This is a genomic window from Furfurilactobacillus sp. WILCCON 0119 (assembly GCF_053471565.1).
This window is the reverse complement of record NZ_JBPCCV010000007.1, coordinates 12552-38237: the sequence shown is the minus strand read 5'-3', so window position 1 is coordinate 38237 and position 25686 is coordinate 12552. Positions and strand designations below refer to the sequence as shown.

Annotated in this window: 28 protein-coding genes and 1 pseudogene; 21 read left to right on the top strand and 8 right to left on the bottom strand. The window is 42.9% G+C overall.

All coding sequences use genetic code 11. From position 1 onward, the window contains the following. Nucleotides 1-56 precede the first annotated feature (56 nt). Nucleotides 57-1079: a MucBP domain-containing protein gene (locus tag ACRYI5_RS10920; protein WP_448225276.1), complete on the bottom strand. Its 1023-nt coding sequence runs from the start codon at nt 1077-1079 to the stop codon at nt 57-59. 238 nt (nt 1080-1317) lie between these two features. Here ACRYI5_RS10920 and ACRYI5_RS10915 point away from each other — a divergent pair, with 238 nt between their 5' ends. From ACRYI5_RS10915 to ACRYI5_RS10905, 3 genes are all read left to right on the top strand, one after another. Then, a complete protein-coding gene (locus ACRYI5_RS10915) occupies nt 1318-2544 on the top strand; it encodes a hypothetical protein (protein WP_448225275.1) in 1227 nt (408 codons plus the stop codon). A 403-nt stretch (nt 2545-2947) separates the two neighbouring features. Further along, a complete protein-coding gene (locus ACRYI5_RS10910; RefSeq protein WP_448225274.1) occupies nt 2948-3994 on the top strand; it encodes an LLM class flavin-dependent oxidoreductase in 1047 nt (348 codons plus the stop codon). Between the two features lie 2 nt (nt 3995-3996). Continuing rightward, nucleotides 3997-4680 carry an NADPH-dependent F420 reductase gene (locus ACRYI5_RS10905; protein WP_448225273.1) on the top strand — a complete coding sequence of 228 codons (684 nt, stop codon included), beginning with the start codon at nt 3997-3999 and terminating at the stop codon, nt 4678-4680. A 241-nt stretch (nt 4681-4921) separates the two neighbouring features. Here ACRYI5_RS10905 and ACRYI5_RS10900 read toward each other — a convergent pair whose 3' ends face one another. Beyond that, complete coding sequence (locus ACRYI5_RS10900; RefSeq protein ID WP_448225272.1) at nt 4922-5290, bottom strand: YxeA family protein; 369 nt, start codon at nt 5288-5290, stop codon at nt 4922-4924. 58 nt (nt 5291-5348) lie between these two features. Next, on the bottom strand, nt 5349-6167 hold the full coding sequence (locus tag ACRYI5_RS10895; RefSeq protein ID WP_448225271.1) for a TraX family protein: 819 nt from the start codon (nt 6165-6167) through the stop codon (nt 5349-5351). Nucleotides 6168-6328: 161 nt separating this feature from the next. Here ACRYI5_RS10895 and ACRYI5_RS10890 point away from each other — a divergent pair, with 161 nt between their 5' ends. The 6 genes and pseudogenes from ACRYI5_RS10890 (at nt 6329) to ACRYI5_RS10865 (ending at nt 11029) form a co-directional block, all read left to right on the top strand. Next, nucleotides 6329-7360, top strand: coding sequence for a YdcF family protein (locus ACRYI5_RS10890; RefSeq protein WP_448225270.1), 1032 nt, complete (start codon nt 6329-6331; stop codon nt 7358-7360). Then, nucleotides 7356-7810 (top strand): annotated as a pseudogene (locus ACRYI5_RS10885) (recombinase family protein); the annotation flags it as partial. The gene ACRYI5_RS10890 and the pseudogene ACRYI5_RS10885, both read left to right, overlap by 5 nt. Nucleotides 7811-8371: 561 nt before the next feature. Then, complete coding sequence (locus ACRYI5_RS10880; RefSeq protein ID WP_448225269.1) at nt 8372-9022, top strand: hypothetical protein; 651 nt, start codon at nt 8372-8374, stop codon at nt 9020-9022. A 10-nt stretch (nt 9023-9032) separates the two neighbouring features. Then, the gene (locus ACRYI5_RS10875; protein ID WP_448225268.1) at nt 9033-9302 is read left to right on the top strand and encodes a hypothetical protein; all 270 of its coding nucleotides are present in this window, start codon (nt 9033-9035) and stop codon (nt 9300-9302) included. After that, on the top strand, nt 9299-10435 hold the full coding sequence (locus ACRYI5_RS10870; protein ID WP_448225267.1) for a phage tail tip lysozyme: 1137 nt from the start codon (nt 9299-9301) through the stop codon (nt 10433-10435). The genes ACRYI5_RS10875 and ACRYI5_RS10870 overlap by 4 nt, the downstream gene beginning before the upstream one ends. Nucleotides 10436-10444: 9 nt before the next feature. After that, entirely contained in the window at nt 10445-11029 is a 585-nt protein-coding gene (locus ACRYI5_RS10865) for a hypothetical protein (protein ID WP_448225266.1), read from the top strand. Between the two features lie 52 nt (nt 11030-11081). Here ACRYI5_RS10865 and ACRYI5_RS10860 read toward each other — a convergent pair whose 3' ends face one another. From ACRYI5_RS10860 to ACRYI5_RS10850, 3 genes are all read right to left on the bottom strand, one after another. Then, nucleotides 11082-11594, bottom strand: a complete 513-nt coding sequence (locus tag ACRYI5_RS10860) for a hypothetical protein (protein WP_448225265.1) — start codon at nt 11592-11594, stop codon at nt 11082-11084. A 26-nt stretch (nt 11595-11620) separates the two neighbouring features. After that, entirely contained in the window at nt 11621-12139 is a 519-nt protein-coding gene (locus ACRYI5_RS10855) for a hypothetical protein (RefSeq protein ID WP_448225264.1), read from the bottom strand. A gap of 83 nt (nt 12140-12222) precedes the next feature. Beyond that, complete coding sequence (locus ACRYI5_RS10850; protein ID WP_448225263.1) at nt 12223-13167, bottom strand: ParA family protein; 945 nt, start codon at nt 13165-13167, stop codon at nt 12223-12225. Between the two features lie 375 nt (nt 13168-13542). Between ACRYI5_RS10850 and ACRYI5_RS10845 the strand changes: the two genes are divergently transcribed. The 11 genes from ACRYI5_RS10845 (at nt 13543) to ACRYI5_RS10795 (ending at nt 22404) form a co-directional block, all read left to right on the top strand. Beyond that, the gene (locus ACRYI5_RS10845) at nt 13543-13818 is read left to right on the top strand and encodes a hypothetical protein (protein ID WP_448225262.1); all 276 of its coding nucleotides are present in this window, start codon (nt 13543-13545) and stop codon (nt 13816-13818) included. A gap of 249 nt (nt 13819-14067) precedes the next feature. Then, nucleotides 14068-15552, top strand: coding sequence for a primase C-terminal domain-containing protein (locus ACRYI5_RS10840; RefSeq protein WP_448225261.1), 1485 nt, complete (start codon nt 14068-14070; stop codon nt 15550-15552). Between the two features lie 784 nt (nt 15553-16336). After that, nucleotides 16337-16870, top strand: a complete 534-nt coding sequence (locus ACRYI5_RS10835; protein WP_448225260.1) for a hypothetical protein — start codon at nt 16337-16339, stop codon at nt 16868-16870. Nucleotides 16871-16902: 32 nt separating this feature from the next. Further along, a complete protein-coding gene (locus ACRYI5_RS10830; RefSeq protein WP_448225259.1) occupies nt 16903-17613 on the top strand; it encodes a CPBP family intramembrane glutamic endopeptidase in 711 nt (236 codons plus the stop codon). Nucleotides 17614-17925: 312 nt separating this feature from the next. Further along, complete coding sequence (locus ACRYI5_RS10825; protein WP_448225258.1) at nt 17926-18525, top strand: hypothetical protein; 600 nt, start codon at nt 17926-17928, stop codon at nt 18523-18525. Nucleotides 18526-18529: 4 nt separating this feature from the next. After that, nucleotides 18530-18853, top strand: coding sequence for a hypothetical protein (locus tag ACRYI5_RS10820; RefSeq protein WP_448225257.1), 324 nt, complete (start codon nt 18530-18532; stop codon nt 18851-18853). 2 nt (nt 18854-18855) lie between these two features. Continuing rightward, nucleotides 18856-19296 carry a hypothetical protein gene (locus tag ACRYI5_RS10815; protein WP_448225256.1) on the top strand — a complete coding sequence of 147 codons (441 nt, stop codon included), beginning with the start codon at nt 18856-18858 and terminating at the stop codon, nt 19294-19296. Then, nucleotides 19289-19762, top strand: coding sequence for a hypothetical protein (locus ACRYI5_RS10810; protein WP_448225255.1), 474 nt, complete (start codon nt 19289-19291; stop codon nt 19760-19762). The genes ACRYI5_RS10815 and ACRYI5_RS10810 overlap by 8 nt, the downstream gene beginning before the upstream one ends. 4 nt (nt 19763-19766) lie before the next feature. After that, entirely contained in the window at nt 19767-21752 is a 1986-nt protein-coding gene (mobL, locus tag ACRYI5_RS10805) for a relaxase MobL (protein WP_448225254.1), read from the top strand. Nucleotides 21753-21782: 30 nt separating this feature from the next. Beyond that, nucleotides 21783-22172 carry a hypothetical protein gene (locus tag ACRYI5_RS10800; RefSeq protein ID WP_448225253.1) on the top strand — a complete coding sequence of 130 codons (390 nt, stop codon included), beginning with the start codon at nt 21783-21785 and terminating at the stop codon, nt 22170-22172. A 7-nt stretch (nt 22173-22179) separates the two neighbouring features. Next, a complete protein-coding gene (locus tag ACRYI5_RS10795; RefSeq protein ID WP_448225252.1) occupies nt 22180-22404 on the top strand; it encodes a helix-turn-helix domain-containing protein in 225 nt (74 codons plus the stop codon). 307 nt (nt 22405-22711) lie between these two features. Here the strand turns inward: ACRYI5_RS10795 and ACRYI5_RS10790 are convergent, their stop codons facing one another. Next, a complete protein-coding gene (locus ACRYI5_RS10790) occupies nt 22712-23308 on the bottom strand; it encodes a hypothetical protein (RefSeq protein ID WP_448225251.1) in 597 nt (198 codons plus the stop codon). A gap of 758 nt (nt 23309-24066) precedes the next feature. Between ACRYI5_RS10790 and ACRYI5_RS10785 the strand changes: the two genes are divergently transcribed. After that, on the top strand, nt 24067-24273 hold the full coding sequence (locus tag ACRYI5_RS10785; RefSeq protein ID WP_448225250.1) for a hypothetical protein: 207 nt from the start codon (nt 24067-24069) through the stop codon (nt 24271-24273). A 123-nt stretch (nt 24274-24396) separates the two neighbouring features. Here ACRYI5_RS10785 and ACRYI5_RS10780 read toward each other — a convergent pair whose 3' ends face one another. Further along, on the bottom strand, nt 24397-25656 hold the full coding sequence (locus ACRYI5_RS10780) for an RNA-guided endonuclease InsQ/TnpB family protein (RefSeq protein WP_448225249.1): 1260 nt from the start codon (nt 25654-25656) through the stop codon (nt 24397-24399). Between the last annotated feature and the right edge of the window lie 30 nt (nt 25657-25686).

Sequence of the window (25686 nt, the reverse complement as noted above, 5' to 3'; positions counted from 1 at the left end):
AATCATTTGTTTCTCCAAAAATAGCAACTTCTTTTAAAAGAAGTTGCTATTTTTTCTTAATGATTATGTTTTTTAATTACGAATAAGGTTGTAATGCCAGCTAAGATAATAGTGCCAACGATACTAGTTGTGTATCTAATTGCACTGGTGTTCGGTAAGTTAGCGTGATGAGATGTGTCATGCTTACTAGTTTGTTGTGCTGGTGTGTTTGAACTGTTGTTTGAGGAGCCTTCTTTAACTGGTGTAGCAACGATTGATTGACCATTACTGCTTTGTGAGTTTGACTGACTAGTAGCTGATGATTGACCATTCGAAGTTACGCTTGAACTCGATGAAGAACTCCCAGAAACGCTTGAACTAGCGACGTTGCTAGAATTGGAGGAAGAACTGCTTGAACCATTTGAACTAGATGAAGAACTAGACGAACTCGAACTTTCAGAACTTGATGAAGCAACGGGATCATAAGTAACAGTCACAACGTTAGCGCCAGCACCGTCCTTATCAACCTTGTATGAACTTGGCTGATTAGCAGCAATGGTGTGGCCGTCAAAGTTAGGTTGATCAATCGTGATGGTCCGACCGAACTTAGTTTCAATTGTCTTAGAGTCAAGTTGTGTACCATCAGACGACACATAATTAATGGTGACCGTTTCATCCTTGGGGATTAATACGGTATTGAAAAATGCTTCTGTGCCATTCCAGCCAGACTGAACAATATATCCTGTCTCATTAGCCACATCAAGATACTCGTCAAAACTTGTGATATTTGGGACACTAGCAATGGCGGTAGCATAGGAAGTTGAGACAGGAGTAGCACCGGTTTTATCAACGATATAAGAATTATTATTGTCGATCGTGTATCCGAACTTCGAAACGTGGTTGACAGGATACGGTTGTCCTTCAGCGAAGTGTTGAGAAACAGATGGAAAGGCAGGAGTGTTAGTCTCGGCATTTTTCCAGGTATAAGTTAAGGTGAAATTGTTTGGGTCTGGATCAGCAAACGCGGGAAAAGTTACACCTAAGGTAACAATGAATAGCAAAACAGCAATTGCATTGTGAAATGCTTTTGAATGTTTCATGATAATATTCCTCCCAAATCGTATTTTATAATAACCGCATTGTAACATGTTCTGCGAAACATCATTGCTATAGACTGATTTTTTCAAAATAACATTTGATTATTCGGAAGTCTTGTTGACCTGGCACGCACTCTTTGGGCATCATTTAACAATGAACAATATTCTAGTGGCACGATAGTTGTTAAAGTGAGACAACAAGTTAAGTGATTGTATTATTAATTCATTTGGAGGAGTTTACATGGGGGCGAAGGATCAAAACAATAACCTTGGGGATTTATTGAAAAAGGTTAGTCGCAGAAATTGGATTATTATTGGTGTTATTGCATTAGTAATCATTGGGTCAATAAGTGTATTTAGCCATCGTAAAATTAACGTTCTCAGAGATGCTAAGGTTACGTTTTCTGGGTATGAGGGGTCTGGAAATGTTGATTACAATCAAGATGACTTGGAGACTAAAGAAGTAAAGGCGTTTGTTGAATGTTCAGGCCTTAGCGATGAACTTTCGGAGCAAGTTGAAAAAGGCTTAGAAGATCATGATAATATCGCAGATTTATATTATAGCGCGGATTCAAGTGACCGCCAGAAGATGCGAAAGATTGCAGATTGGTCAGAAGAACTGAAGACTACTGTAACAGGTGATCACAATTTAAGGAACGGTCAGAAAATTAAACTGACGATTAGCAATGGCGGTGATGATACAAATCCTATTAAAGCTACGAGTAAAGATGTGAAAGCTCATGGGCTTAAAGCGGTTAAAAAATCATCAGCTTCAGAAATTACGGATAAATTCAAAGTCTCCTTTTATGGATTAAATAAGCGTGGATTTGTGCGTATTTCAAGTAAGCACTTTGACTCTTCCAGTACTACATTTAACGTTAAAAATAATGGTAAACTACAGAATGGCGATGAAATTAAGATTGCTGTTCCTTCTGAGATGTTCAATAAAGAAGGCATTGATTACACTGGCACTCATTCAATTTCCGCTACTGTCAGTGGGCTAGTTAATTCTACTTCAATTAAGAATGTTGATAAGATCAATGATTTAACAGATTCTATAATTAATGATCATTTTCAGAGCAATGATTATCTTAAATATTCTAACCGATTGGTTAACATCTTCCTGACGACTCCCGAAGATTCAGGCAAAAGTAACGGATATGGGTCATGGGGATCCTCAACATCTGATCAAGATGATTCGGAAGTAACACTCAACGCTAAATCTTCTAGTGATAACGATGGCTACAAGGTAATTGCCTTATACCGTGTTACAAAATCCTACGACAACGATTCAGATGGGGACGATTCGGAATTGGATGAGGTTGTTTTGTCAGATTTAAAATTGTCGGATAGTAAGCTTAATATCGACGATATTTCTACTAAAGACGATAGCAATGTAAATGATGTTAGTGATTCGCAATCCATTGAATTGCATAATTTAAACGCAGCTGGGATTCAAATCAAATAATTTATGTAGGTTTCATCCTGGTGGATTGCGATAATTTGAATTATGTGCTAAAAGAGCGCTACTTTTAAAGTAGTGCTCTTTTACTTTTCTTCATTGAACCGTTCTAATGTTTAAGAGGTCAATCTCTTGGGTGATATCTAAATCAAGCCGTAATTCAAAACGTCAACTATTTTGTCTGCCAGGTTAGGTAACAAGTTACCGTTACTGTCAAACGTGTATAGATGAATCGAGAAGCCGAGCGGTTATTGATTCAGGCATTTGCCAGTACTTGGTTGATCTGTTCAGAAGCCCCGATCGATTTGTTTTATACTTGCTCCTTTTCTCCTTAACGGTTGCTTTTTTTCCGAAATGATGTACTCTAAAACCATCAACTTACAAAAAGTAAGTGAAGGAGAGGACAGTCATGGTAGACATAAATGAATTACAATTTGGAATTGAAACTTTTGGGGATATTGTTGCTAAAGAAGATGGTAGTCTAATGACTGCAGGGGAATCAATTCGACAAATTGTTAAGGAAGGTGCTATCGCTGATAAATTGGGAATTGATGTAATCGGCGTTGGCGAACATCATCGCCCTGACTACAGTGTGTCGAGTCCTGAGATTGTTTTGGGTGCTATTGCTTCAGTAACTAAACACATTAAATTAGCGACGGCTGTAACTGTGCTAAGTTCCGATGATCCTGTGCGTGTGTATGAACGATTTGCTACGCTTGAAGGATTATCGGCTGGCCGTGCTCAAGTAATGTTGGGGCGTGGCTCATTTACGGAGTCCTTTCCATTATTTGGTTATGATCTAAAAAACTATGATGATTTATTTAACGAAAAGTTAGCGTTGTATGACCAACTCATTAAAGAAAAGCCGGTTACATGGTCCGGTCAATTTACGGAAACACTTAAAGAGCAAGATGTGTATCCTAAAACTGACTATGATGGGTTAGAAACTTACATCGGTATCGGTGGATCACCAGAATCGATTATTCGTACAGCTAAGTATGGGTATAAAGTCATCATTGCAATCATTGGCGGTCAGGCGGAGCGGTTTGCACCTTACGTTGATCTTTATAAAAAGGCAGCCGAGCAATTCCATCAGCCAGTTCAGCCGGTTGCGGTTCACTCGCACGGCTTTATTGCTGATGATGAAGATGAAGCAGTTGACGTGGCTTGGAAAAATATTAAGGCAAATTTTGATCGAATCGGCCTGACCCGGGGTTGGGCACCAATGAGTCGAGAACAATTTGATAATGAAACGCAGGTTGGCTCGTTTTATGTAGGTAACCCAGAACATGTGGCGCAACGAATAGCACGTACAATTAAGCTACTTGGCCTAGGTCGGTTTGATTTAGTTTATGGCGCGGGTAATCAAACGGCGGCACAGCGAGAACACATGATTGAATTGTATGCTACTAAGGTGATTCCTCGGGTTAAAGAGTTGTTATCGGAGGATAAATAGCCATGACAGAAATTAAAACTGTTGGTATTATCGGTGCCGGTAAAGTTGGGATTACTTTGGCACAGTTGGCCCTAGCAGCTGGATACAATGTGCGAATATCTGGTTCAGGCTCGGTGCAAAAAATCGCTTTGACAATCGAAACCTTGGTACCCGGGGCCGTAGCTGCGACCAATCAAGGCGTTGTCAGCAAGAGCGATTTAATCATTTTGGCAATTCCATTGAGTCGTTACAAGAACATTAATCCCAAACTGTTGAAGGATAAATTAGTTATTGATGCAATGAACTATTGGTGGGAAACCGACGGGATTCGCGAGGAAGTACTCGATCCGGAGTCTACTTCCAGTGAGCAAGTTCAAGCATATTTTAACAAGAGCACGATTGTTAAAACGTTCAATCATATGGGGTATCATAATCTTCAGGATGATGCACGTCCGCTAGGTGACCCAAAGCGAAAAGCATTATTCGTAACGGGTGATCAGCATAATGCGGTTGACAAGGTTGCCGAGTTTGTTCAGACAATGGGGTTTGATACCGTGATTCATTACGAGCTAGCTGATGGCATTATGACTGAACCAGGAAGCGAGTTGTTTGGTGCAAGTTTATCAAAAGATAGCCTGGCAGATGTGATCAAGCATTTTGACGAGACAGAATTTGGTCAACAGATCATACAAGCTCACCGAAGTTAGTCTATTCTAGGAACGTAATTGAGTCAAAATTAAAATAATACAATGGATCATTTCGTTCAAAAGGGCTTCACCTCAGTATTCGTCTGAAGTGAAGCCCTTTTTATTCTGGTTATTTACTGAAAACGTAGTGTGATCGTTAATAAACTATTTATCCGTGAACTACTTGGACATGAATGACCGAGCTTCTGGGTACACTGATAATTTACACCATAATGACTAGCATTTTATTTCATCGTTTGAGTTAGTTAGTAAATTTTTCCAAGGCTTTTTTAGGAACTTGTTTTTTACCAACCTTTTCCCACTGAGTCACACCTTTTTTGGGGTTAACTGTTAGCTTCAAGTAACTATTTAAAGTTAACGGGGCCCCTTGGGTGCCTTTGAAATCAACTGCTTTAGCGTCCCCCTTATCGTTGTACGCTGTCAATTCATAGCGGTAGTCAATGAATTTTCTACCATTGTCATCTTTACTAACTTCTTCTTTACCGTCTTTAATAATGTGTACATAATATATATCCCCGCTTTTATTATATCGATCCCACGCGTTCAGGCCAAAAAAAATCCCGCAAATTATAACGCCTATAAGTCCTGAAACAACCCAAAGTTTGCGCATAGTTTTCTCCTTTATATGATTTATTATGTGTCATGAATGACTGATTTGTGTTTGTGATTTAGTATCCGGTAAGGTGTAAAGCAAAAGCCAAAAGATATAACACCCAAATATGCGTTGGGTAAAAAACATAGAAAAACCACTTGTCACTACGACCTCGTTGCCCATTATACAAAGCAATCGGAATAATGGCGCCAATCATCATCCAAGCATAATTCGTGCTGAACAATCCATGAAAATTAAAGCCAGTGAAAATAAGCGAAACGATTGCTAAACTTGCTATTTGCCCCCTACGATTATTTCTGAATAAGTAAAAAAGTACTGCCAGTAAAACGAAAAGGGGACCACCCTCAGTCGCAATGATGTTGGGAATGAATTGAAGCACTCGCACCACAGCAACCCGGATAGATAAATCAGGAATAAATAAAAGCACAGTCCCAATGACTGAAAGTAAAACTTCTAAACTTAAAATGCCGATACCTTGCCAGATTAAACGCCAATCATGATCCTGTCGACCATCGGCAATTTTACTGATTCCGAGCATTGCAAAAACACCCAAGAATAAAGTTCCAAAAATATTATTCAATAAACCAAGACGACCATTATCTACTGGTAGAAAAGTTTGCAAGAGAAAGCTACCAAGTGCCATTATCCAAAAGCCAAGTAATAATCGCCATAAATAACGCTTACGATTATGGGTGTGAATAAACCCTTCAACCGATAAAAACAGAAATAAGGGTGCTACAATTCGTCCTAACATGTTGAACCAAGTGGGTATGCCTAATGGCAATAATTCCTCATGAATATGATCAAGTACCATTAAAATAATCCCCAGAACTTTGATTGAAAATCCATTCATTGATAATTTTCGTGTTTTCATTTAAGAACTCCTTTAGAATCTGGGGGGACACCGTACAAGTTATTGTAATGGTTTCTTGATAGTAATGGGATAAAGCTTTTCTTAAATCGTGCGCCTCCTTGTTATAATGAGTTACAAATTGTTTTTTGGGTGGACGACGTTGAACTAAAAGGAGAAACAATATGCAAATTGTCATTGCGTTAATCATGATCATGATTATTGCCGGCCTGGTTTTATGGCGTGGTCCCAACTTTTGGGCCGGGGCTTTGTTGGCTTTAACACTGGTTTTACTCACTACGGGTTTACTCTGGTGGGGATTGGTTTATTTATTGAATCTTGTGGCTGCACGCTCAATGGTCATTGGTCTTAGCATATTGGTGATTTTGGCCCTTGTCTTAGTGATGTTATTTTTCAGTACAATTATTTATTTAATCCACAATACGTCGGTCATGGATAGTCGCGAGGGCCGTAGCTTAACCAGCCAATTATCGGCAATGTTAGGTGTTAACTTACTCGTTCTATTGCCAGCGATGTGGCTGATGGTTCAAGCAACGACGCGCCTCGTAAAAATTCCGTTAGCTATTTTTGTATGGGAAGATATTTTCTTCTCTGTACTCTTCCTATGCTATTTAGTTTATTCTGCCTTAAATCAATTCTTTAATCGACCTAGTAACATTGATTATCTAATTATTTTAGGTTCATGGTCTGGTAAAAAAGGCCAAATCCCCCCATTGCTTAAGGGACGTGTTGATGAAGCTGTCCTTTACTATCATCGAAATAATGACCAGCCTAAGTTTATTGTCAGTGGCGGTCAGGGTACTGATGAAAGTCTCTCTGAGGCTGCGGCAATGCGTGATTATTTGCTCTCATTGGGGATTTCTGAAGTGCATATTATCGTGGAAGATCAGTCTCGGAATACGTTACAAAATATGCAGTTTTCCAAACGATTGATTGAAAAGGATTGGCAGGGAAATCAGCCACCGAAAATTGTCTTTTCAACCAACAATTATCACGTCTTACGGGCGTTGCTGTTCGCGCGTAAAGCTGGCTTATGGGCTACCGGTGTGGGAGCACCAACGTCATTTTTCTTTTTACCGAGTGCTTTAATCCGTGAGTTCATTGCCTTACTCAATTATTATCGATACACCACAGTTATAATTATTCTTAGCATTGCTGCAGTGATGACATTGTCATTTTGGAATGTTGTTTTATAGCGAAAAGTTCACAGGCACAACAACGGAGCGTCCAAAGTTTTCACAATTGCTTAATCGTGTACAATCGTGGTAACCAAACCAGATCGCTTTGCCAGGAATACACGGGAAGCGTTGGAAATCATTGAACCATTGATGGAGCGGGAAGTTGCAGTACGTGTGCTGAACCTTGGCGTCATCGAAAATAGTCCCATGGGCAAGATAATTTTACGGACTTTATTGTCCGTTGCTGAGATGGAGCGGGACATGATTATTCAACGCACGCAGGAAGGTAAGGAATATGCTAAGAAGCATAATCCAAATTACCGTGAAGGTCGGCCGCATGCACAAATTACGCCCCAAAAGCAGCTGGCCGATGACCTGCTGAAGGATCACTCGTATAAACAGGTTAGCTCTATGACCGGTTTCAGCGTTCCAACCTTACAACGGATTAAAAAGATGATTGAAGCAGAGAGTCTTCCAACCGTGCGAGACCGAAATCAAATTGAAAATACGTTTGTTCTCTTGGTGGCAGATCGACCCAAAAACTTTACTAATTACCCTTAAGCATGTATATTGTAGGTACAACATTTAAGTGTGGCATGATGCTACTACCAACACTCGCGTCTGATAGCACGAGTGTTTTTTTGTACATAAAAACGCCCCCTGCTGATAGACAAGAGACGCTTCTAGTAACGACTACTTAGCCGTTACTGTGAGTAAATTCAAAACAACTATAACCACAAAAGTTACAATAGCTAAGAATTCACAACATTTAAGTGAATGGTGCATGATGCTCACCACCTTTATGGTCATGATTGTTGCAAGACAACCGACCAGATAATAGCTTACCATTTATTGGTGACGTTTGGTGTCTTGAGTGAGCCCAAAAAGAAAAAATACAACAAAGAAACCTTATCCTGACTTAGCTCAAGATGAGGTTTCTTTGTTTTCTGATAGGAGCTCAATGTGACGAATATTTAATAGGTTGATTTCTTGAGCCGGTTCTAAAATGATTTCTGAACGTTTAAATCGATGTTACAGACGCACGGTGACTTGTATGAGGGCGTCACTAATTTACCGGATTTGAGCCACGAAAGTGTTGTCACCTATCAAACTGAGCGGTTAAAAAGTTATGGCGAAGGCACATTCAATGCGGTGATGATGTCTACCCTGTCGATGTTGCAGGCGGATATCGTAAACAACGGGAAGAAGTACCGGGCGTTAGTTAAAGCCGGTCAAGTCCGTTATGAAGACGCACCGAATTTTGAAATTCACATGGACGAAGTCCAAACGCTCTTAACGCCGCAACACCCCACGGTCGCCCGGTTCATTGCCGAAATTATGGAACAAATGCGGAAGAACTTTTGTGCCATGGTGATGGGCGCGCCGTCGGTCCAAGGGATTATTATCCCCTCTGAACCGGGGAAAAAAGATACGCCCTATCAAACCGACATTAAGAAAATCTTCGAACTCACCAATTACCGGTGTTTCTTTCACATGGCGCCAGAAGACATACCCCTCTTACGTTCCGCCTTACAAAAGTCGATTTCTGATGCGACGTTGAGTGAAGTCAGTGAGTTGGAAAAAGGGAGCGTGTTTATGAACATATCTGGTTACCGAAGTTTAGTCTTTCATGTCCAGCCATCAGACGAACAGTTAGCCCGCTTTGATGGTGGAAAATAGGAGGCCGATGATGAGTAAAAAAGCACATGCGTGGCGACACCCGATTAAGGCTTTGAGAAATGATTATCAACGCAAGGTGGCGCGAGGCCAGGATTTAAAGGGCCGAAGTTCGCAGGACATTTACCAGCTATGGCCGTTAGTAGCTGTGGCTGGTTGTATCACCCTCTTACTCGTCTTACTAATGCTTCACGCGCCGGTTTGGGTCCTGGTGTTGGCGTTGGTCATCATGGGCACCTGGTTGTTGGTGTGGCGCCAACGTGATCGAGGTGATCGAGAGTGAAGAAGTGGTTTAAAGCGCACCTGTTATTAAGCGGTGGAATCGCCGTCACGATTGTTGGTGCGGTGGTACTGGTGTTAGTTAGTTTAAACGTGTTTATTGCCATGATTTCGAGTTCTAGCAGGTCAAATGATTGTGATACAACGGTGGCTACTGGTGGTACCGCCGCCGGCGTGACCACCGACATGGCCGCTAACGCGAAAACCATCTATGATTACGGTATTCAGCACCATACGACCAGTGCTGGCATTTGTGGGGCTTTAGGCAGTATCCAAAGTGAGTCGGGGATTCAGTTTCATCGATTAGAGCATGATGTGTCAGAAGCAGTCGGTTTAGGTAATCCAGCGATTGGCTTAGGCATTATTCAATGGACCTGGGAGAGGCATACTAACCTACTTACCTTTGCCAAAGCGCAAGGTAAAAACTGGGACGATCCAAATGTGCAATTAGATTTTATGTGGAGCGAAGTGCAAGGCAATGCCACCTATCGCAAAATTTTAACCGAAACCGATGTTGATCAGGCCGCCAATGATTGGTTGACCAAGGTTGAAGTTCCGGCGAATTTAAACCAGCCCATTCGGGCTCAGCAAGCCGAGTACTGGTATGCCAAACTGGCTGGGAGTGATCCAGTTACCAGTGGGACCATTGATGCCGGAAATACCGCCAATACCAGCACTAGTACAGACAATGATGGCTGTGACGCGGGCGGTGATCAAAATGATGCGGCCGCTAAAGGTGATGATTATCCGAAACAGTACAAAGACGCCGAAAAGGACTCAACAACTGATTCACTTAGTTATTACAACCGTGAGTGTACCTCGTTTGTGGCCTGGCGATTAAAGCACCAAGGCATCGCGGATAATCTGATTGAAAATAACGGTAATGGTGGTGAATGGGCCGCTAATGCGCGTAAAAAAGGTGTCCAAGTGGACCACTCCCCTAGCGTGGGTTGTGTGGCCGAATTTGAAGATGGTGGGTACGGACACGTGGCCATTGTAGCCGCCGTCAAAGGCTCAAAGGTTGATCTCGAAGAATACAACTGGGCGACGGCTTCGACACCAGATGGTGATGGTAGTTACCATACCCGCACCATCGATGCTAAAGACGCGTCTAATTATTTACACTTTAAGAAATGAGGCATGGAAATGAATCAATCCAGTAGTAAACAAGCTTGGCAGTTGGGGATCCTCGTGGTGGTCGCCCTGGGCCTTGGCTTTGTGGGTGGCAACCTATTTACAAAACATGTTCAGCACCCGCGGGTGGTCACTAAGACAGTGACGCGAAAACAAATCGTCCACGAACCGGCAAAAGCTCAGGCATCAGGAGACGTGACAGTGCCTGAGGCCACCTTAACCGACCGCGCTACTAAATTAGTTAATGCGGCGTATAGCTACAGTACAAGCAGTTATGCGGATCGCCAAAAAGCAGTTGGGCAGTATGGTAATCAAGCGGTCGTAACGGCGTTTACTGGACCTGCAGATCAGCGTAAGCAAAACGCCAAGGTTCAACAAGCAACCAGTATCAACTCCACGGTGCAGGACGTGCATGTCTATCAGGGGGCAAAAGACGCTAATGGCAATCTAACCGCAAAGGTCTTTACGACCTATACGGTCACCTCTTCGCAATTTGATAATGGTGAACGTAAAGCTACATCAGTGTATGACTTAACGTTTAACGTCAAGCAGCAGAAATTTACTCAAGCCAAATTTGACGGATCATTGGCGAAATAAGACAAACAAAAAGCAGGTTACAATCATTTAATGATTGTGACCTGCTTTTTGTTTATTTTGTGACAATATAACAGTAAGGATTTGCAGTTTGACTGTGACTATCTGAGAAACCAGTATATTTAGTTTGACTACTTGCTGTAGTTCCGTTTATTTTTTTGTCGAAATTCATGATTAATTCTTGGCCACTGTTATGTGTTGTTATTTTTATTTTGTTAGTACCTGTTTTCTTCCAAGAACCTGGGTAAATTGTATCTGCTTCAGCTCCTTTTTGAAATGTGTTATCAGCGATTGATAAATTTTTTGCACTTTGAGAAACGGTTTGTACTTGAACTTTATGATTGGATGTAAAGCGATAAATATAGACAATACCGTCATTGACTGAGGATTCATCTAAATTTTCTTTACTGGATGAAACGAAAACAACTTGTCCAGGTTTGGTGAGCTGTTCTATTGGCGTTTTTGGTTGAGATTTCTCTCTGGTAGCTTGTTTGCCGCAAGCGGCTAATGTGCAAATTAACGTCAACGTCATTAGTGAAATTATGATTGCTTTAAAATGATTTTTCATGTTTGCTGTCCTTTCTTTTCAACGATCTACAAATTGTAATCGCGGTGCCAGCGATCATACTGATCTTGATCAATGATACCAAGTTCAAGCAATTCATGAGCTGCACCATTAACATAGATGGATGTAATTAGGCCTTTAGAACCAGCGCGGTGCTTCCCAGAAGGAGTCGTGGTCAATTGCTTGATAATATCGTTCATACTTTTAGGGCTTAAGATAGTTGTGGCCACAGAAGCAGCCTCACTTTGATGCTTTGCTTGAAAAGCTTTGATACGTTCCTCAACATCTGTGGCTGGTGAAGCAGCATTTGAATCAACCGCGGGCACGCTTGTTTCGCTTTTAGTAGGTGAAGCAACCGACGCTGAAGTTGCCTCGCTTGTTTTTTGTTCAGTAGCGGCTGTTGAACCATCAAACATGCTTACTTCTGATTGTGGGTTAGTAGTGCTGTTTTCGTCGGCAAGCCGGGTCTTCCATAAGGGTTGTACTGGAGCGTCTTGCTCTGCAGTTTTACTTTCGGCGAGCCGGTCCTTAGTATTCTTTCTACTCATAGTTTGATACCTCTTAATTTAGTAACACTTTATAAACTATTACTATTATACAACATCATAGTTTATAAATCGTTGTGAAATTTTTAGTTTTGGCTGGTAAAGCTACCATTGCTGATTAATTCATTGGCGAGTTGGAAGTAATTATGAATAAACTTTTCCTTTGGATCGCCTGACAAAGTTGCGGGTAAGCCTTTGTAACCGGCTGAACTGGCAAAACGAATTGAATTTGGAATTTGAGTATCTAAATAATTCAAATTGTTGTGCATGCAAAAACGCATTAGGTCTTTAGTAACGTCAGCATGTAATACTGTGCGAGCGCGAACTTTAGTGGCCAAGACACCAGCAATGTGAAGCTTAGGATTGTATTTATCACGGATTGTAGCAACACGTTGTACGATATTGCTTAAACCATCAACTGAAAATGGATCTGGTTCAATGGGAATGAGCATTTGGTCGACAATGCTAAGTACTGATGATGAAACAGCCTTAAGTTCAGCTGGCGTGTCGAAAAGGATTACATCATATTGTTTGCGCAGGTTGTCGAACTTTCCAGCTAAGATATTGAAATAGTAACTGTCCAGGTTAATACCTTTTGTGGTTTCTTTATTGAAGTCCTCACGACTCATTTCAAGTAGCTTTGGACCTTCGGTCTGAAGCAGGTTCCACAGATTATCTTTCATACGTTGATCGTATTCGGCTAATTGATCAAATTCAAGGTAGTTCATGTCCTTGTTTGAGGCAATGATGTCGATGTTTTTGTATGCTTTCACAACTGTTTCTTCTGGGGTCATGTTGCCCATGAAGATGTCATACGAGGTGGCGTCGAAAGTTGAAGAGTCGAGATTAAAACTGGTAGCTGCGTTACCACGATCATCAGTTTCAACAACAAGAATTTTAAGATCAGGATACTGTTTTGATAAAGCACCCGCTAAATTGACGGTTGTGGTTGTTTTACCAACCCCACCTTTTGGAAACACAACTGCCAACATAACTGCTTCTTTATTGCTTGGAAATTTTAAAGTTGCCATATTAATTAGGCCCACCTTTTTGCAAGAGTATTGGAACCGTGACTATAAAACCATTATGTTACATAATATGTTAACAACGTATGCTTAAACACAATGGTTTATATGATGTTAAATCGTAGTTTCTATAACGTATGATATGACAGGTTTTTTTAAAAGGCAATAGAAAGTAAGTTGTAATTACGTTAAAACATAATATATTACAAAACAAAACAGTAACATCATAGTTTGTATGGTGTTACTGTGAAAGGCGCCGCATTAAGGTTTCTAGCGTGTAAATAATCATTGAAAAGGCTTGCTAAATCTGAATGTTAAGAATATACTAACTTCGTTGAGAAATAATATTCTCAATCAGGAAAGTGAAAGTCAGGGACACTTATGCAACGTTCAAATGAATTAGATATCGAAAAGCGCAATGAATATGTCAAGTTTCTTGTGGAAGTGTTGGTTAGAAAATATCACATATCAATGTCAGGTATTGCCCAGGACGCAGATATTTCGGTTTCAGGTTTGTCTGCCTTACTAAGTGATAGCCGAACACTCCGAGGAGCAACAATCGATCAGCTTGAAGATTTGTTGATTGATTTGTATCAGCCTTTATTGGACTTTGAAATCCAGATGCATCGAGCCTTTGTTGACGAGCTTTTCAAATAACATTATTGAATTGAAAACAAAAAAGAGCCCAACCTCATTCCATAAATAACCCATTCGTTTGGCCGCGAAAGTTATCTATGGATCCACAGTAGACCCTTGATTTGCTATAAACTTGTAAACATATTATAGCAAATTCTCGGAAATTGTCACGCATTTGGTGAAAAGCCATGAAGTGTGTACACTACGAAACTGGTTAGGCTAAGCAAAAATGCTGAGTCTTTTTTTATACCAGAAAAGAGGTGAACCCACATGGACCAAGCCTGGCAGGCAATTGAACAGATCTTGCACCACTCATTACATACTTATCAGCCCCGCAACAGTAAATTAGTTGCCCTGACTGATCATGAAGATCTTAATAAAAAGGGTTCAATCGCTGGTTTTCGCTCGAAAGCGGCCATGAGCCACAGTCATGGGGTGGTTTACACCTCGTTTGAAGCATTACATAAAGACTATACTAAGTTGACTCACTGGACCCCTAATCCATTTGTGTGGCTGGGCTATGGTGGTGCTGACCGAAACTATATTCGTGGGCACGCAGCGAATAATCTCCAACAACTAAACGCATTTGTGATCGATGTGGACTTTGCTTCACCTGCGATGATGAAGGCCCAACAGTCCACGATTCTAGAACGCTTAGTGATTGATGACAACATGATTCCGACCATGGTCTTATCGACCGACAAAGGGTTTCATGCGTACTATGTTTTAGAGCAACCGTTCTTCTTTAAGCGCCATGCCAATGGGCAGATGCCAGGGCTGACAGTGGCGCAAAAGATCGCTGATAACTTAAAAGCATATGTTAGCCAAGGGTTGCCAACCGTTGATGTTGGTTGTAACAACTTTGGGATTTTTAGAATGCCACATGAAGATAACCTGCTGGCTTATTTACCTGAATCCACCTTTAGTTTTGATCAATTTGCCGATTGGTCAAAGCGTTTTTCTGCTACCCAAAAAGCCCAGGTTGATTTACATGTGGTGCAAACACCCAAGTTTGCGGCCCAAACCCAACAGGCCTGGTTCAAAGAACTTTTACAAGTGACGGACATTCATGCAGGGGAGGGGCTTGGTCGGCATAACACCATCTTAACGTTGGCCTTAGCGTGTTACTCATCGGCGTGGTCAGAGGCTGCCGCTTTTGATTTACTGGATGAATTTAATTCTAATCTAGCCGCGCCTTTACATAACCAAGAGGTTCAGCGCACGGTTCATGATGCGTTTAGTGGCCGGTACAACGGCGCAGCCAAGGCTTATATTCGTGAACTATGCGCGATATGGTTAGGTACAACGCCTAAGTTTGGCGCTGGTACCCCAGCTCAGTGGACCAAGTTTGCCAAGCCACGAGCAGCCCGGCAGTATTCGCACTTACATGAATGGGCCAGCGACGTCGTCGCTTACGTTAATCGGGTGGGGAATGGCCAAGACCGGATCGCTATTTCAACACGTGATCTACGGAAAGCACTGCACATTAGTGCGGCCTCGTTACAAAAAGTTTTAAGTCAGTTACAACTAGCAGGAAAATTGTTTGTTCAACCAGGACGTGGGCGTCGACCTGCTTTAATGGCCACGCAAGCAATGTTGATCAAAACGCTCTTAACGAAACAACGTGCTCAGCAAGACGCCTGGTGGACGTTTATTCGTCAGGCCCTAGTAGACCTGGGTCAATTTAAAGTGGCGAAGACGACGACTCAACCGGCACCAGAGAGTCTTTTACTAGCGTTGGTTGATACGGGATAATTTTGTGCTCTACTTTGCCATAAAGGTTTTATCTCTTAGATACTTTGATTGTTTCTTTTGGGGTGTGATGTTTATGAGTCTTGTTTAATTATTTTTTTGGATTTATTAATTGGTCTCCGTGTCTCTAATGCGCTGGTTGTTTCTGTGAAATGTAATTGGGACAAAGGCTTTCACGATTATTATGAGGAAATTTGGCATCGGTATGAACGATATTTTAGCGATCATGAGAGTATTAAACTTGCCCAATTTTCGGCATATGTATTGTTTGCTGTTGCGGTTATTTACCGATTTGATTTTTGAATAGTTTGGGTATATTTGAGTAAAAACTCAGTGGTGAGTGTTTGTTTGGGTTGTATTTGTCAGCAAAGTTGTCTGTTTCAATTTCACGTGATGGTTAATCTGTGTTGGTTTTTTTTACATTTATTGGTTTAAATATGAATAGAGTATCAAAATTAACAAAGTAGTTACCGGAAAAGAGCGACGTTTGTTATATGCAAAACATTCTATTATTAATAATAGTTGAGGTAAATCATACCGAAAATAACCTTCACAGCTGATGATCAGCTGTGAAGGTTATTTTCGGTATGATACATGACATCGATAATCTGGTCGATTATTGTCAAGGATTTTTGTGAGTTTAAGCTTGCAAAAAAAAGTATGTAATGGGGACGATAGGTTTATCACAAAGCATATAGATTGACGATTTCAAGTCCTGAATGGGTCGCAAGCCAAAGCTGAAGTGATCCCGACCACCAGCGATAAAGTTGTGGTGGCGGTGCGGCATTTGCCGAAGCAGTTTAAAGCAATGCGGATTACCGTGACCAATAATAATGTACCGGTAAATCTCGCCGCTGATACGAATTCAAGCAGTTCTAAGACTCAAAAGAACGCGCAAAAACAACTCCAGTTTAATGTCTTGCCGAAGCAGGTTAAAACCGAGCATGGGCTCAAGTATGAGGGCCGTAAGGCTTACGCAATTGGGGTGGTTGGCGATGAAATTAAACAGCAGCAAGGGTACATTGCTCAGAACCAACAAAAGATTAAAGACGCCAACCAAGCCATCAATACGGCCAAAGATAACCTGAAACAAAATCAAGCGGATAACCAATACAATACCGCGGGTCAAAAGAAACGAAATGAACAAACGGTGGCCACCTATGAGTCACAAATCAAATCACAAACGGCCACTGTTAAGACCCAACAGGGCAAAATCAAGAGTCACCAAACCAAGATTAAACTGTTGCAACAAGAGCAACGTGACATTCAATCCGGGGCGTATAAGCTACAAGGCTCAGTCGAATTTAGTCGCTTTAAGTAGCGGTTTACAGGATTTAAGAAAGGAAATTTGTGGTGGCAAAACAACAAATTAAAACGTATCAACGTGATGCATTAACCCAATATGTCACCCCCGTGTTGACTGACACCGCCGTAAAAACTAGTGGGGCTTGGTTGGCTTTTATCGGAATCTTGTACTGGTATTTGATGCTGCAAAGCTTACCCGGATTAATGGTAAAACAGTCCAGTTCCCAACACCCTCAAGTGATGTTGATGTGGCTGATCGGGTGGCTGGGGTTGTTGGCAACTTTGCGATTTATCAAACCGCAGCCGGCATGGTTGACCCCCGTCAAATGGTCAAAAGCATTCGGGTTAACGACCCTGACGGTCGTGGGGTTATTCGGAAGTCAAATGGCTTTGAGCTGGTTTAATCGCGCCGTTAGTGGCCAGGTCATGACGCCAAATAATGCCGTCTTTGAAGCCCTGTTACACCAACCGCAATTAACCCTGATGGTGATGATCGACGCGCTGTTATTGGGACCGTTAACCGAAGAATTGGTGTTTCGTCAGTGGTGTATTGAACGGCTCCTGGCGCGGCGAAGTGTGGGGACCCGGATCGGAATTAGCAGTGCTTTATTTGCGACAATTCACCTCACCTCGACCCCCGTCGGTTGGCTCATGTATTTTGTTTGTGGGTGTTTATTGGCCACACTATATGTAAGGACCCGGCAGTTACGGTGGTCGCTTTTGGCCCACATGTTGATCAATTTAGCGGCCTTGTTGTAGGTCAAAGGGCATGGTCATTGTTCCAGATCCAGGGGGCAAACGACCATGCCCTGTTGCGTTAATGAGGGTTCAAAGTAGTGTACGCAAAGGTACGCGAACTTGTACGCAAATGTACGCAAAAGTGTACGCAAACGTACGCGTTTTAGAAAATCTAGGGCCCATTGAAACCGCCGGCACTACCGGCTCCCTGACGTGTCAGGGACCAGGTTTCCCTTATGCTCTTTACCATGATCCACCCGTTTTTGGTGTGGTTTTGGTCAGAATGACCCCGTGCGTTATGCTGTCACGGGTCACTAAACGGAGGTAGGACACATGCAAGAACTTGGTCAATTTTTAGAATCAATCATCAATAATTTTATCGTTAGTTTTAAAGCAAGCGCTGCACCTGTATTGTCAGCATTGTTGTTATGCTTTTTGGCACAATTGATTTGTTACCTGACTAGTTTGTATATTGCTGTGCTGCTTTTGTGGGCGTTACTGTCCTCAGCGACGTCTTTCTTGATTGCTGGAAAACTCAATGATGATCCTTGGCTGCTCTTACAGTTTCTGGTACTTGTTGGGCTGCCTATTGAAATCGTTGGTTTAAAAATCATGAAGCATTTGCGTTCTTTCATGATTCGTTTATGGCGGCCACAACGGGTCGTTAAATTCCCGTGCTTTGATGCCACAAACCATTTTGTCTTTCATGCGTCCGTCGACGTTATGAACAGGGCGAAACACAAAAAAATCGTGTTGCCTCGCAAACTACACAACAGAACTGAGGGTGCGAAAATTAACGCGAAAGATTTGCCAGCACTGGACTCAGACGCACAAGCGGTCCTTGAAGACTTGGCCCAAACAATTGGTTACCAAGCCATTGCCCAATTTGTCGAGACAACGCTACACAATTCTCAGGAACGAAAGGACAGATAACAACATGAGCGAAGTGATTAAAATTAATGGGGTCCGGGCTGTCGATAAAGAGCGGTTACAAGTGATGGCGAAAGCCAACGGTTACGATACGCTCAGTGAATTTTTACGGGATCAACTTCAACAAGTGATCCAGACCCAACAGGCTAATGCCTTACAGTCGTATTTGGGCCCAGCGCTAAGTGAAATTAATCTGAGTTTCAATGCCTTTATGCGGGCATTAAATCAGAACACAGAGGGCGTGGCCAAACTCACTCAGCTGGTCGAACAGCTACAAGTCAATGACACGGAACTAACGGAAATTTTGCTCAACGACGAAATGGAGGAATAGTCATGAAGGATGGAAAATTAACGATCCGAATTAAGACCGCTGATCGGGATAAGTATCTGGCCGTCAAAGAACTTTTGGGGGCTAACTCCGACAGTGAGACAGTGTCAAAAATGGCCCGGTTATGTTGGCAATTATTTGTCGCTAGTAGTTCTTTGTCTCCCCACGATCGGTTAAAAGAACTCTTACGGGTGCGGGACAATGACTTGACGAAAATTAACCGGCGGTTGACGGCCCAGGGTGATCTGTTGTCGGAAACGTTATACGGTCTGTTGGTAATGTACAAAGCCCTCCATTTGGATAATGACCAACAGCTCCAACAACTGACGAGTATGTACACAGATGGGACGCCAGAAAATGGGATTGTTAAACAATTGCGGGCGCAGGTGATGCGGGATAAAGATCGTAATCAAACCATTAAACGAGAGGGGCGGACTGATGAATAACGACGCCGGCACGACCCGTTACGAGCAAGCTTTGGAACTCATTCAAGAGCTCGAGGAATTTAACACGGTGGAAGCTTCCTGGGCTGACTTAATTGGCGACGATGTGAACGGTCGGTTTGTGAAACCGGTAGCTGAGTTGCGTGATCGTGACGGGCGCTCATTCAGTCCCCAAAAGCAACAATGGCTCCGCGAAGCGCGGCAAAAACTTTTGATGATCCGAGAATTATTAGGGGTCGATCAGGGTGCTCAAACCACCAGCCCGATGCGGCTTAATCGGCAGTATGCCCGTGCCCTACGGGCTTTTGATTTATCGTTAGACGCGATTGAAAAAATCATGAATGTGGATCGTTCATATCTACGGTGGAAGTTGAAAATTGGCGACTGCCCACGGTCGGAAGATTATGATGTCTTGTTGCACTGGCAGCGAGTGCCGTTGGTCAGTGACCGGCAATTTGTGAAGGAATAGTGACATGAGTAAAGCAATTTTTAGTGATCCGGGGACGGACACGGCAGCGGTGGTAACGCACTGGCAATACACAGCGCCTAATCAGCAATTTGTGGACTATATGCGCGATCACTTTGGCGATGATGGGGTGACCAAAGTCGCCCCAGAAGACCTGGACCGCATTAAAGAACAGATCCTGAATCAAAGTGGTCAAACCACTGATCACGGGTACGACGAAAACGATGTCAATGGCTATGTAGATTACATGAAGCGGGACTACGCGACGGCCGCTGCGGCCCCAGAATTGTTGCCGACCTTTAACGGACAGAAGCTCAATTTTACGCCAACTGATGAGCAGCAGTTACGGGATCAGTTAGATCAAGCGCAAGCCAATGGGTCCATGTTGTGGCAAGGGGTAGTCTCCTTTCGACACGATTGGTTAAAACAACAAGGCGCTATTGATGAACAGGGGGTGGTCGATCAGAGTCAAATTAAGCGGGCAATTCAGGCGGCCATGCCGGTGCTTATTCGTGATGAAGGCTTATCCGCCGACGCCTTTTGGTGGGCCGACGTCCATTTGAACACCGATCACGTACATGTGCACATCGGATTGAGTGAGGTGCATTCAGCCCGGCCCCGAGTGGCCAATCATGAAGTCCGTGGGAATATGCAAGCCGCCCATTTTGATGATCTGAAGCGGACTGTGGCCAATACCTTAAGTCGCGAACCAGAGCGGGCCAAACAATTACAGTGGGAACACGAGCTGGGGCAATTGCGGACGCAATTGTTAACGCAACAGGAACGTCAATTGCCGACAGATCTACGGCAAAATACGCGGCTGACACGCGCCTATCAACACTTACCCACCGGCCCTAAAGTTAAATCGATCAGTTCCAATGCAAAGGCATTTGCGGCCAGTCGCCAGGCTATTGAAGCGTATGTGTCAACGACCCTGGCGCAGTCAACGGCTTACCAAGACTGGCAGACGACCGGGCAAGCACTCGGCACCCGGTTTACCACGTTGTACGGTCAACGGGGGCAAGATTATTTAGAGAAACAACGTCGCGAGTTAAAAAAGCGGTTAGGTAATCAAGTCCTGCGGGCTTTGTACGCGAGCGATAGTGAACCGGTCGCCCATACTGACCGGCCCCAAACAAAAGCTGAATTAACGGCCGCCATTACGCAACGGGCCCGCCAACTCAAACAGACGCAGCAGCCAGCTGAACAGCAACAAATTAAGCAGGAATTGGCTAAATTAAAGTATCGTTTACGCCGCCAACGGGGCCTAGCGCAAGTCGAGGCGTTCACAACAGCCCGACAAGCACTGTTAGACCAACGGTTACCAGCAAGTCCACTCCAAACCGCACAATTAACAGCCTTAGCGGAGCAGGCCCAGTTAGCCCATTTAAAGTTAGTCCCAAAGCGCCGCTTAACAGCCAGCCAGCAGCAAATGTTAACGCAGTTGGGTGCCCGGTATTATCACGCTAACGATGGAAATTACACGCGCCAGGGCATTGAACCTGTCACGGAGCAGGTGTTTCAGTTAGCGAACCGGCGGGTCACCGAGACATTGGCGCTAATTGAACAAACCCCAGGTCCAATGGTCAGCCAGATTTATGGGCAACCGGTGGCCACCATAAAAAAGCGCCTGCAGATTGAACAGCAGGCGTTGAGGTTGAAACATGAAGTTAATGTGAATAATCAACAGCTTAAGGCGGGTCATGAAGGGGCTTGGCAACAACAAAACCACCAGTTAATTGAACAGTTGCGAAAACTGGCGTTGCCGAGCAATCCTGAACTGCAAGGTGTGAAACCGGTGGCGCCTAGCCTGCGGCGGCAATACCAACAAATGGCACCAGCAAGCAACCGCAATTTACGTGCGCGCCAGCCCACGCGCCAAGCAATGCACGCGATCAATCAACTGATGGCGGTGGATAGCCGGGCACAGATGCGCGCGTTACGGGCGCACGAACGCGATGAGGACCGGGATCAAGAAGTAGAACGTGACTAAGATCTAATGGTTAGGAGATAAGGCGACAGCATGAAAAAGGCTAAACAGATGATTATCCAGATGGGGAAGTGGTGTTTGTTCTTGGGGGTGCCAATTACTTTGCTGATTTGCGGCATTACTTTGAATATTGTTCTTGCGTATATTCCAGGTAATTTGCTGATTACGCAGATTCTAAAGCCAGCCACGTTTACAGCAGACGCAGGTGGGCCACTGATGGCTCTCTTTATTTGGGCTGGCCCTATCATAGGAACCTTTTTTGCCTATAACGTTGGAGCCAAGTGTTTGGTGGAGCCGGAAATGATCCCTGAGTGGAAACATGACCTTAAATTAGAAGTTTATGCCATCGCGATTGCATTTGCATTTTTGTTTTTCCCTGATTTCATGCGGTATTTGATTGAATCTTCAGAACAATTGTATTGATGGACAGGTGGAACATGACAAAAATAAATTTAAACAGCTCAAATATTTAGGAGCTAGAGAAGCAGCGGACATCTGGGGCAAAAACAGTTCATATGTTCAAACTAGCATTAAACAATCACCAAAAAAGTGGCCTAAAGGTTCCTACCGGCGTTTTGACAACCGGCAAATCGTTGTTACAGCGGAGGGCATGGAAGCCGCCACTGGTGAACCTGATCCACATAAAGAAGACTAAAATCAGGCTGGTGTTGCAAGATTTAAAAACCCCCGTCATAGCTGACCACTAGCTACGACGGGGGTTTTTGTGTGACATGTCGGAAACAATTATAGCATGTTGTAAATTAAAAATGAACGTGAGGAAGGTTGCTCTTTGGCGACTTTCTTTTGGTTGTCTTGGAGTTTCTTCTGTTGTAGAAAGAATCAAGTAACCAATGCGTCAGCACGCATAATCACATAAGTCGGCAACCAGGCTGGTTATCCAAAAAGCGTAGTGATTTAGCAAAAGCGCAGCTAGTGTGTCACTAACCTACTTAACTGGCTTGTCATTGTTTTTGGATGTTCCCATCTTTATCCATAAATCCTATGGGTTTTTGTCCGTCATGCCCGTAAATGATTAACCAATTGTTTTCCGCGGGTCTAAATGTGAATCCCCAGTTGACCATTTGTGTGATTTTTTGATTTTGTCCTAGCGGAGAATTTACCAAGGTATCGAGTTTTTCAGAATCACTATTAATTTCACGATATCTGCGTGCCATGCCACTATTATCTTCTTGACCTTTAGTCACAATATGACCATACGCATTTGTGTAGGTATCATTTGAATCTGAATTTTCTGATTGGTCGGCTTCCGATGAGTTACCAGGGCCTGAATTTTTAAGTGCTTCAGAAGTTTCTCTAGAAGAATCTGAATTTTTTGTGCTAGAAGAGCTTAAAGATGCGGCATTGTCAGAAGATGTATCGTCATCGATGGATTCTCTAGCCTGCGAATTTGTAGTTGATTGATCGCTAGCTTTAGACGAACGCGTCTTTGACGAAACTGTAGTATTTGATGCTCGCTGCACATTATTTTTTGTGTTTAAAATGACGGTAAATACCGAAAAGATGACAACACCAGTAATAATAATTGACGCATTTATCATTAATTTTTTTCGCCTGCTTGCTCGTATACGGATAAAATCGGCGTGCCATTTAGGATCATCTTGACGTTCCTTAAAAAAAGCATAGGTATGTTGACTTCTTGTGACTGAACTAAAATATTTTTTGCCATAGGTATACTGTCCCCTTATGTAGATAACTTAAGTATAGCAGAACAAACAAATCATATTGCGCCATGTTTTGTACATACTATACGCGTTGGATTTATGATTTTGATGTGTGCAATCGAAAAATCTTCACCTAACACTTTAAAGAGAAATCTATATTGATTGCTCTTTTTTTGCGCCTTTTTGGTCAAATTCGCGGTGGCTTTTATGTTTAGGTCAACAAATGTAAAAGGAGATCTATTGGTGCGATGCATATGATCACCGCTTTCGTGGCCATGATTGTTACAAGACAACCGGCCAGCTAATAGCTTATAATTGATTGATGATTGAACAAAGTAGCTTTGGTAATTGCTGAACCACTGGCTTGAATTGTGTTTTTATTGCGTTAATGAAACAATGTTGTTATTATGTATGTGTAGAAGTTGGTAGATGTATAAGTATCACCAAACGCCCGTATCTTCCAGTGCGAGCGTTTTTTTGTGCATAAAAATAGCTCTCTGCTTCCAGACAGAGAGCTATCCGATTAGGCGCTAGTTTGGATTAACTAAGAAGCGGTAACCGTTACTAAGTTCAAAACAACTACAATCGTGACGATCACAATTAGAATGAACTTGTAGAAGTTGTTAAAACGATGCATGAATATCACCGCTTTCATGGTCGGAATCGTTGTTGAAGCGGAAACAGATGCTGATTTTTTGAAATTTGTTAATCGTTTCGGTATTTGGTTCTCGGAAGCTATTCAAGATCAGACAGCGGTTTCTGTTAGTGATGAAGGTTATGATGATGATGCCGCGATGGTTGAAGTGAGTCAACCACGCCTGACTAAAGTCAGACGCTTGTAAGAGCGCCGCCTAACGGCGACACGACTACAATTTGCTTAGATACAGCGATTGCCTGCAAGCAGGTCTTACGTGCTAATTACCAAAGCCTTTAGAGTCCGTAGGTTGCCAGACGGACTGCTCTAGCTATCGTATCGCTAATCCTTTGTTCAGAATATTTTGGGCAGCATTATGGTCGCGAACATGGTAGGTACCACAGTTTGGACAAGTCCATTCGCGGTTATTAAGCGTCAACTTAAGTGTAGTGCCAGTTCCCATCACAAAGCCGCATTCGTGACACGTTTGTGTTGTATTGTGTGGGTTGATCGTTACAAATTTGTGCCCGTACAAATTAGCCTTATAGGCCAGCATTCCTAACAGGGTCCGCCAACCAACGTCAGCGATGCTCATGGCTAAAGCATGATTGCGTAACATATTTTTACTTCTCAATTCTTCTGCGACAACCAAATCGTGGTTTTTGATTAGTGTTGTCGAGACAAAATGGAGGAAGTTTTTACGGCGATTAGAAACCTTACGCTGGAGATTAGCAACAACTTTACGCTGCTTTTGATAATTAGCAGAATCGCTAAGCGAGCGATGTTCTTTCTTAGCACGTAAAGCACGACGAGACAACTTGCGTTGCGCTGTAGCTAGTTTACCTTTGATAGAGCGGTAATAGCGAGGATTGGCAACGACGTTGCCGTCAGAATCAGTCAAAAAGTTATCAATATTTAGGTCGATGCCAATTGGTGAATCTGTGCTATTCAAAGTTCCAACAAATGGCTGTTCAGACGCTAATTGCATAGAAACAAAATAACGGTCGGTTGCGTCCATTGAAATAGTTGTTGTACCGATACGAATATCACCACACCGAATTAACAGCTTGTCTGGCATGCCCTTGAAACGCAAAGTTCCAAGTTTAGGCAAGCGGAGATGCCGCTTGCCAATTGTGCGAACACTGCCATTAAGCATGTTGGGCACGCTTACCTTTGCAGGATACATGCACGATGTTTGATATTTTTGGTCAACTCGTTTCTTGTGGAAGACAGGTACACCAGCTCGGTGAACCTTGCGAAACAGATTCCATGCGGAACGATAGCTCTGAATAGCGTTAGCCTTCATCAGACTGTCAAAGTCAGCATGATTAAGCCATCCGTGAATATTTGAAATACCAGTCGCAGGCGTCTTTAAGCGTATCTCTAGCGTTTCAATCCGTTCCTGAACCACAGAAACGGGGAGCTTCACTTGTTTCAGCAAAAAAAGTTCTCGATTCATACCGTTCATCTCGTTATAGATGAAGCGGCTTGCGTCACTGTTACGTTTGATTAGTCGTTTTTGTTCGTTAGACGGAAATATCCGTACCCGGACACCGTAGTGATACGGCAATTGCGCCATCGTCTTACTCATATAGATTTCACCTCCTTGACTGTGATACTG

Bases quoted from the DNA above. Each gene is read 5' to 3' on its own strand.
- ACRYI5_RS10920 (WP_448225276.1), bottom strand. From the start codon at position 1,079: ATGAAACATTCAAAAGCATTTCACAATGCAATTGCTGTTTTGCTATTC.
- ACRYI5_RS10915 (WP_448225275.1), top strand. From the start codon at position 1,318: ATGGGGGCGAAGGATCAAAACAATAACCTTGGGGATTTATTGAAAAAG.
- ACRYI5_RS10910 (WP_448225274.1), top strand. From the start codon at position 2,948: ATGGTAGACATAAATGAATTACAATTTGGAATTGAAACTTTTGGGGAT.
- ACRYI5_RS10905 (WP_448225273.1), top strand. From the start codon at position 3,997: ATGACAGAAATTAAAACTGTTGGTATTATCGGTGCCGGTAAAGTTGGG.
- ACRYI5_RS10900 (WP_448225272.1), bottom strand. From the start codon at position 5,290: ATGCGCAAACTTTGGGTTGTTTCAGGACTTATAGGCGTTATAATTTGC.
- ACRYI5_RS10895 (WP_448225271.1), bottom strand. From the start codon at position 6,167: ATGAAAACACGAAAATTATCAATGAATGGATTTTCAATCAAAGTTCTG.
- ACRYI5_RS10890 (WP_448225270.1), top strand. From the start codon at position 6,329: ATGCAAATTGTCATTGCGTTAATCATGATCATGATTATTGCCGGCCTG.
- ACRYI5_RS10880 (WP_448225269.1), top strand. From the start codon at position 8,372: ATGTTACAGACGCACGGTGACTTGTATGAGGGCGTCACTAATTTACCG.
- ACRYI5_RS10875 (WP_448225268.1), top strand. From the start codon at position 9,033: ATGAGTAAAAAAGCACATGCGTGGCGACACCCGATTAAGGCTTTGAGA.
- ACRYI5_RS10865 (WP_448225266.1), top strand. From the start codon at position 10,445: ATGAATCAATCCAGTAGTAAACAAGCTTGGCAGTTGGGGATCCTCGTG.
- ACRYI5_RS10860 (WP_448225265.1), bottom strand. From the start codon at position 11,594: ATGAAAAATCATTTTAAAGCAATCATAATTTCACTAATGACGTTGACG.
- ACRYI5_RS10855 (WP_448225264.1), bottom strand. From the start codon at position 12,139: ATGAGTAGAAAGAATACTAAGGACCGGCTCGCCGAAAGTAAAACTGCA.
- ACRYI5_RS10850 (WP_448225263.1), bottom strand. From the start codon at position 13,167: ATGGCAACTTTAAAATTTCCAAGCAATAAAGAAGCAGTTATGTTGGCA.
- ACRYI5_RS10845 (WP_448225262.1), top strand. From the start codon at position 13,543: ATGCAACGTTCAAATGAATTAGATATCGAAAAGCGCAATGAATATGTC.
- ACRYI5_RS10840 (WP_448225261.1), top strand. From the start codon at position 14,068: ATGGACCAAGCCTGGCAGGCAATTGAACAGATCTTGCACCACTCATTA.
- ACRYI5_RS10825 (WP_448225258.1), top strand. From the start codon at position 17,926: ATGCAAGAACTTGGTCAATTTTTAGAATCAATCATCAATAATTTTATC.
- ACRYI5_RS10820 (WP_448225257.1), top strand. From the start codon at position 18,530: ATGAGCGAAGTGATTAAAATTAATGGGGTCCGGGCTGTCGATAAAGAG.
- ACRYI5_RS10815 (WP_448225256.1), top strand. From the start codon at position 18,856: ATGAAGGATGGAAAATTAACGATCCGAATTAAGACCGCTGATCGGGAT.
- ACRYI5_RS10810 (WP_448225255.1), top strand. From the start codon at position 19,289: ATGAATAACGACGCCGGCACGACCCGTTACGAGCAAGCTTTGGAACTC.
- mobL (WP_448225254.1), top strand. From the start codon at position 19,767: ATGAGTAAAGCAATTTTTAGTGATCCGGGGACGGACACGGCAGCGGTG.
- ACRYI5_RS10800 (WP_448225253.1), top strand. From the start codon at position 21,783: ATGAAAAAGGCTAAACAGATGATTATCCAGATGGGGAAGTGGTGTTTG.
- ACRYI5_RS10790 (WP_448225251.1), bottom strand. From the start codon at position 23,308: ATGATAAATGCGTCAATTATTATTACTGGTGTTGTCATCTTTTCGGTA.
- ACRYI5_RS10785 (WP_448225250.1), top strand. From the start codon at position 24,067: ATGAATATCACCGCTTTCATGGTCGGAATCGTTGTTGAAGCGGAAACA.
- ACRYI5_RS10780 (WP_448225249.1), bottom strand. From the start codon at position 25,656: ATGAGTAAGACGATGGCGCAATTGCCGTATCACTACGGTGTCCGGGTA.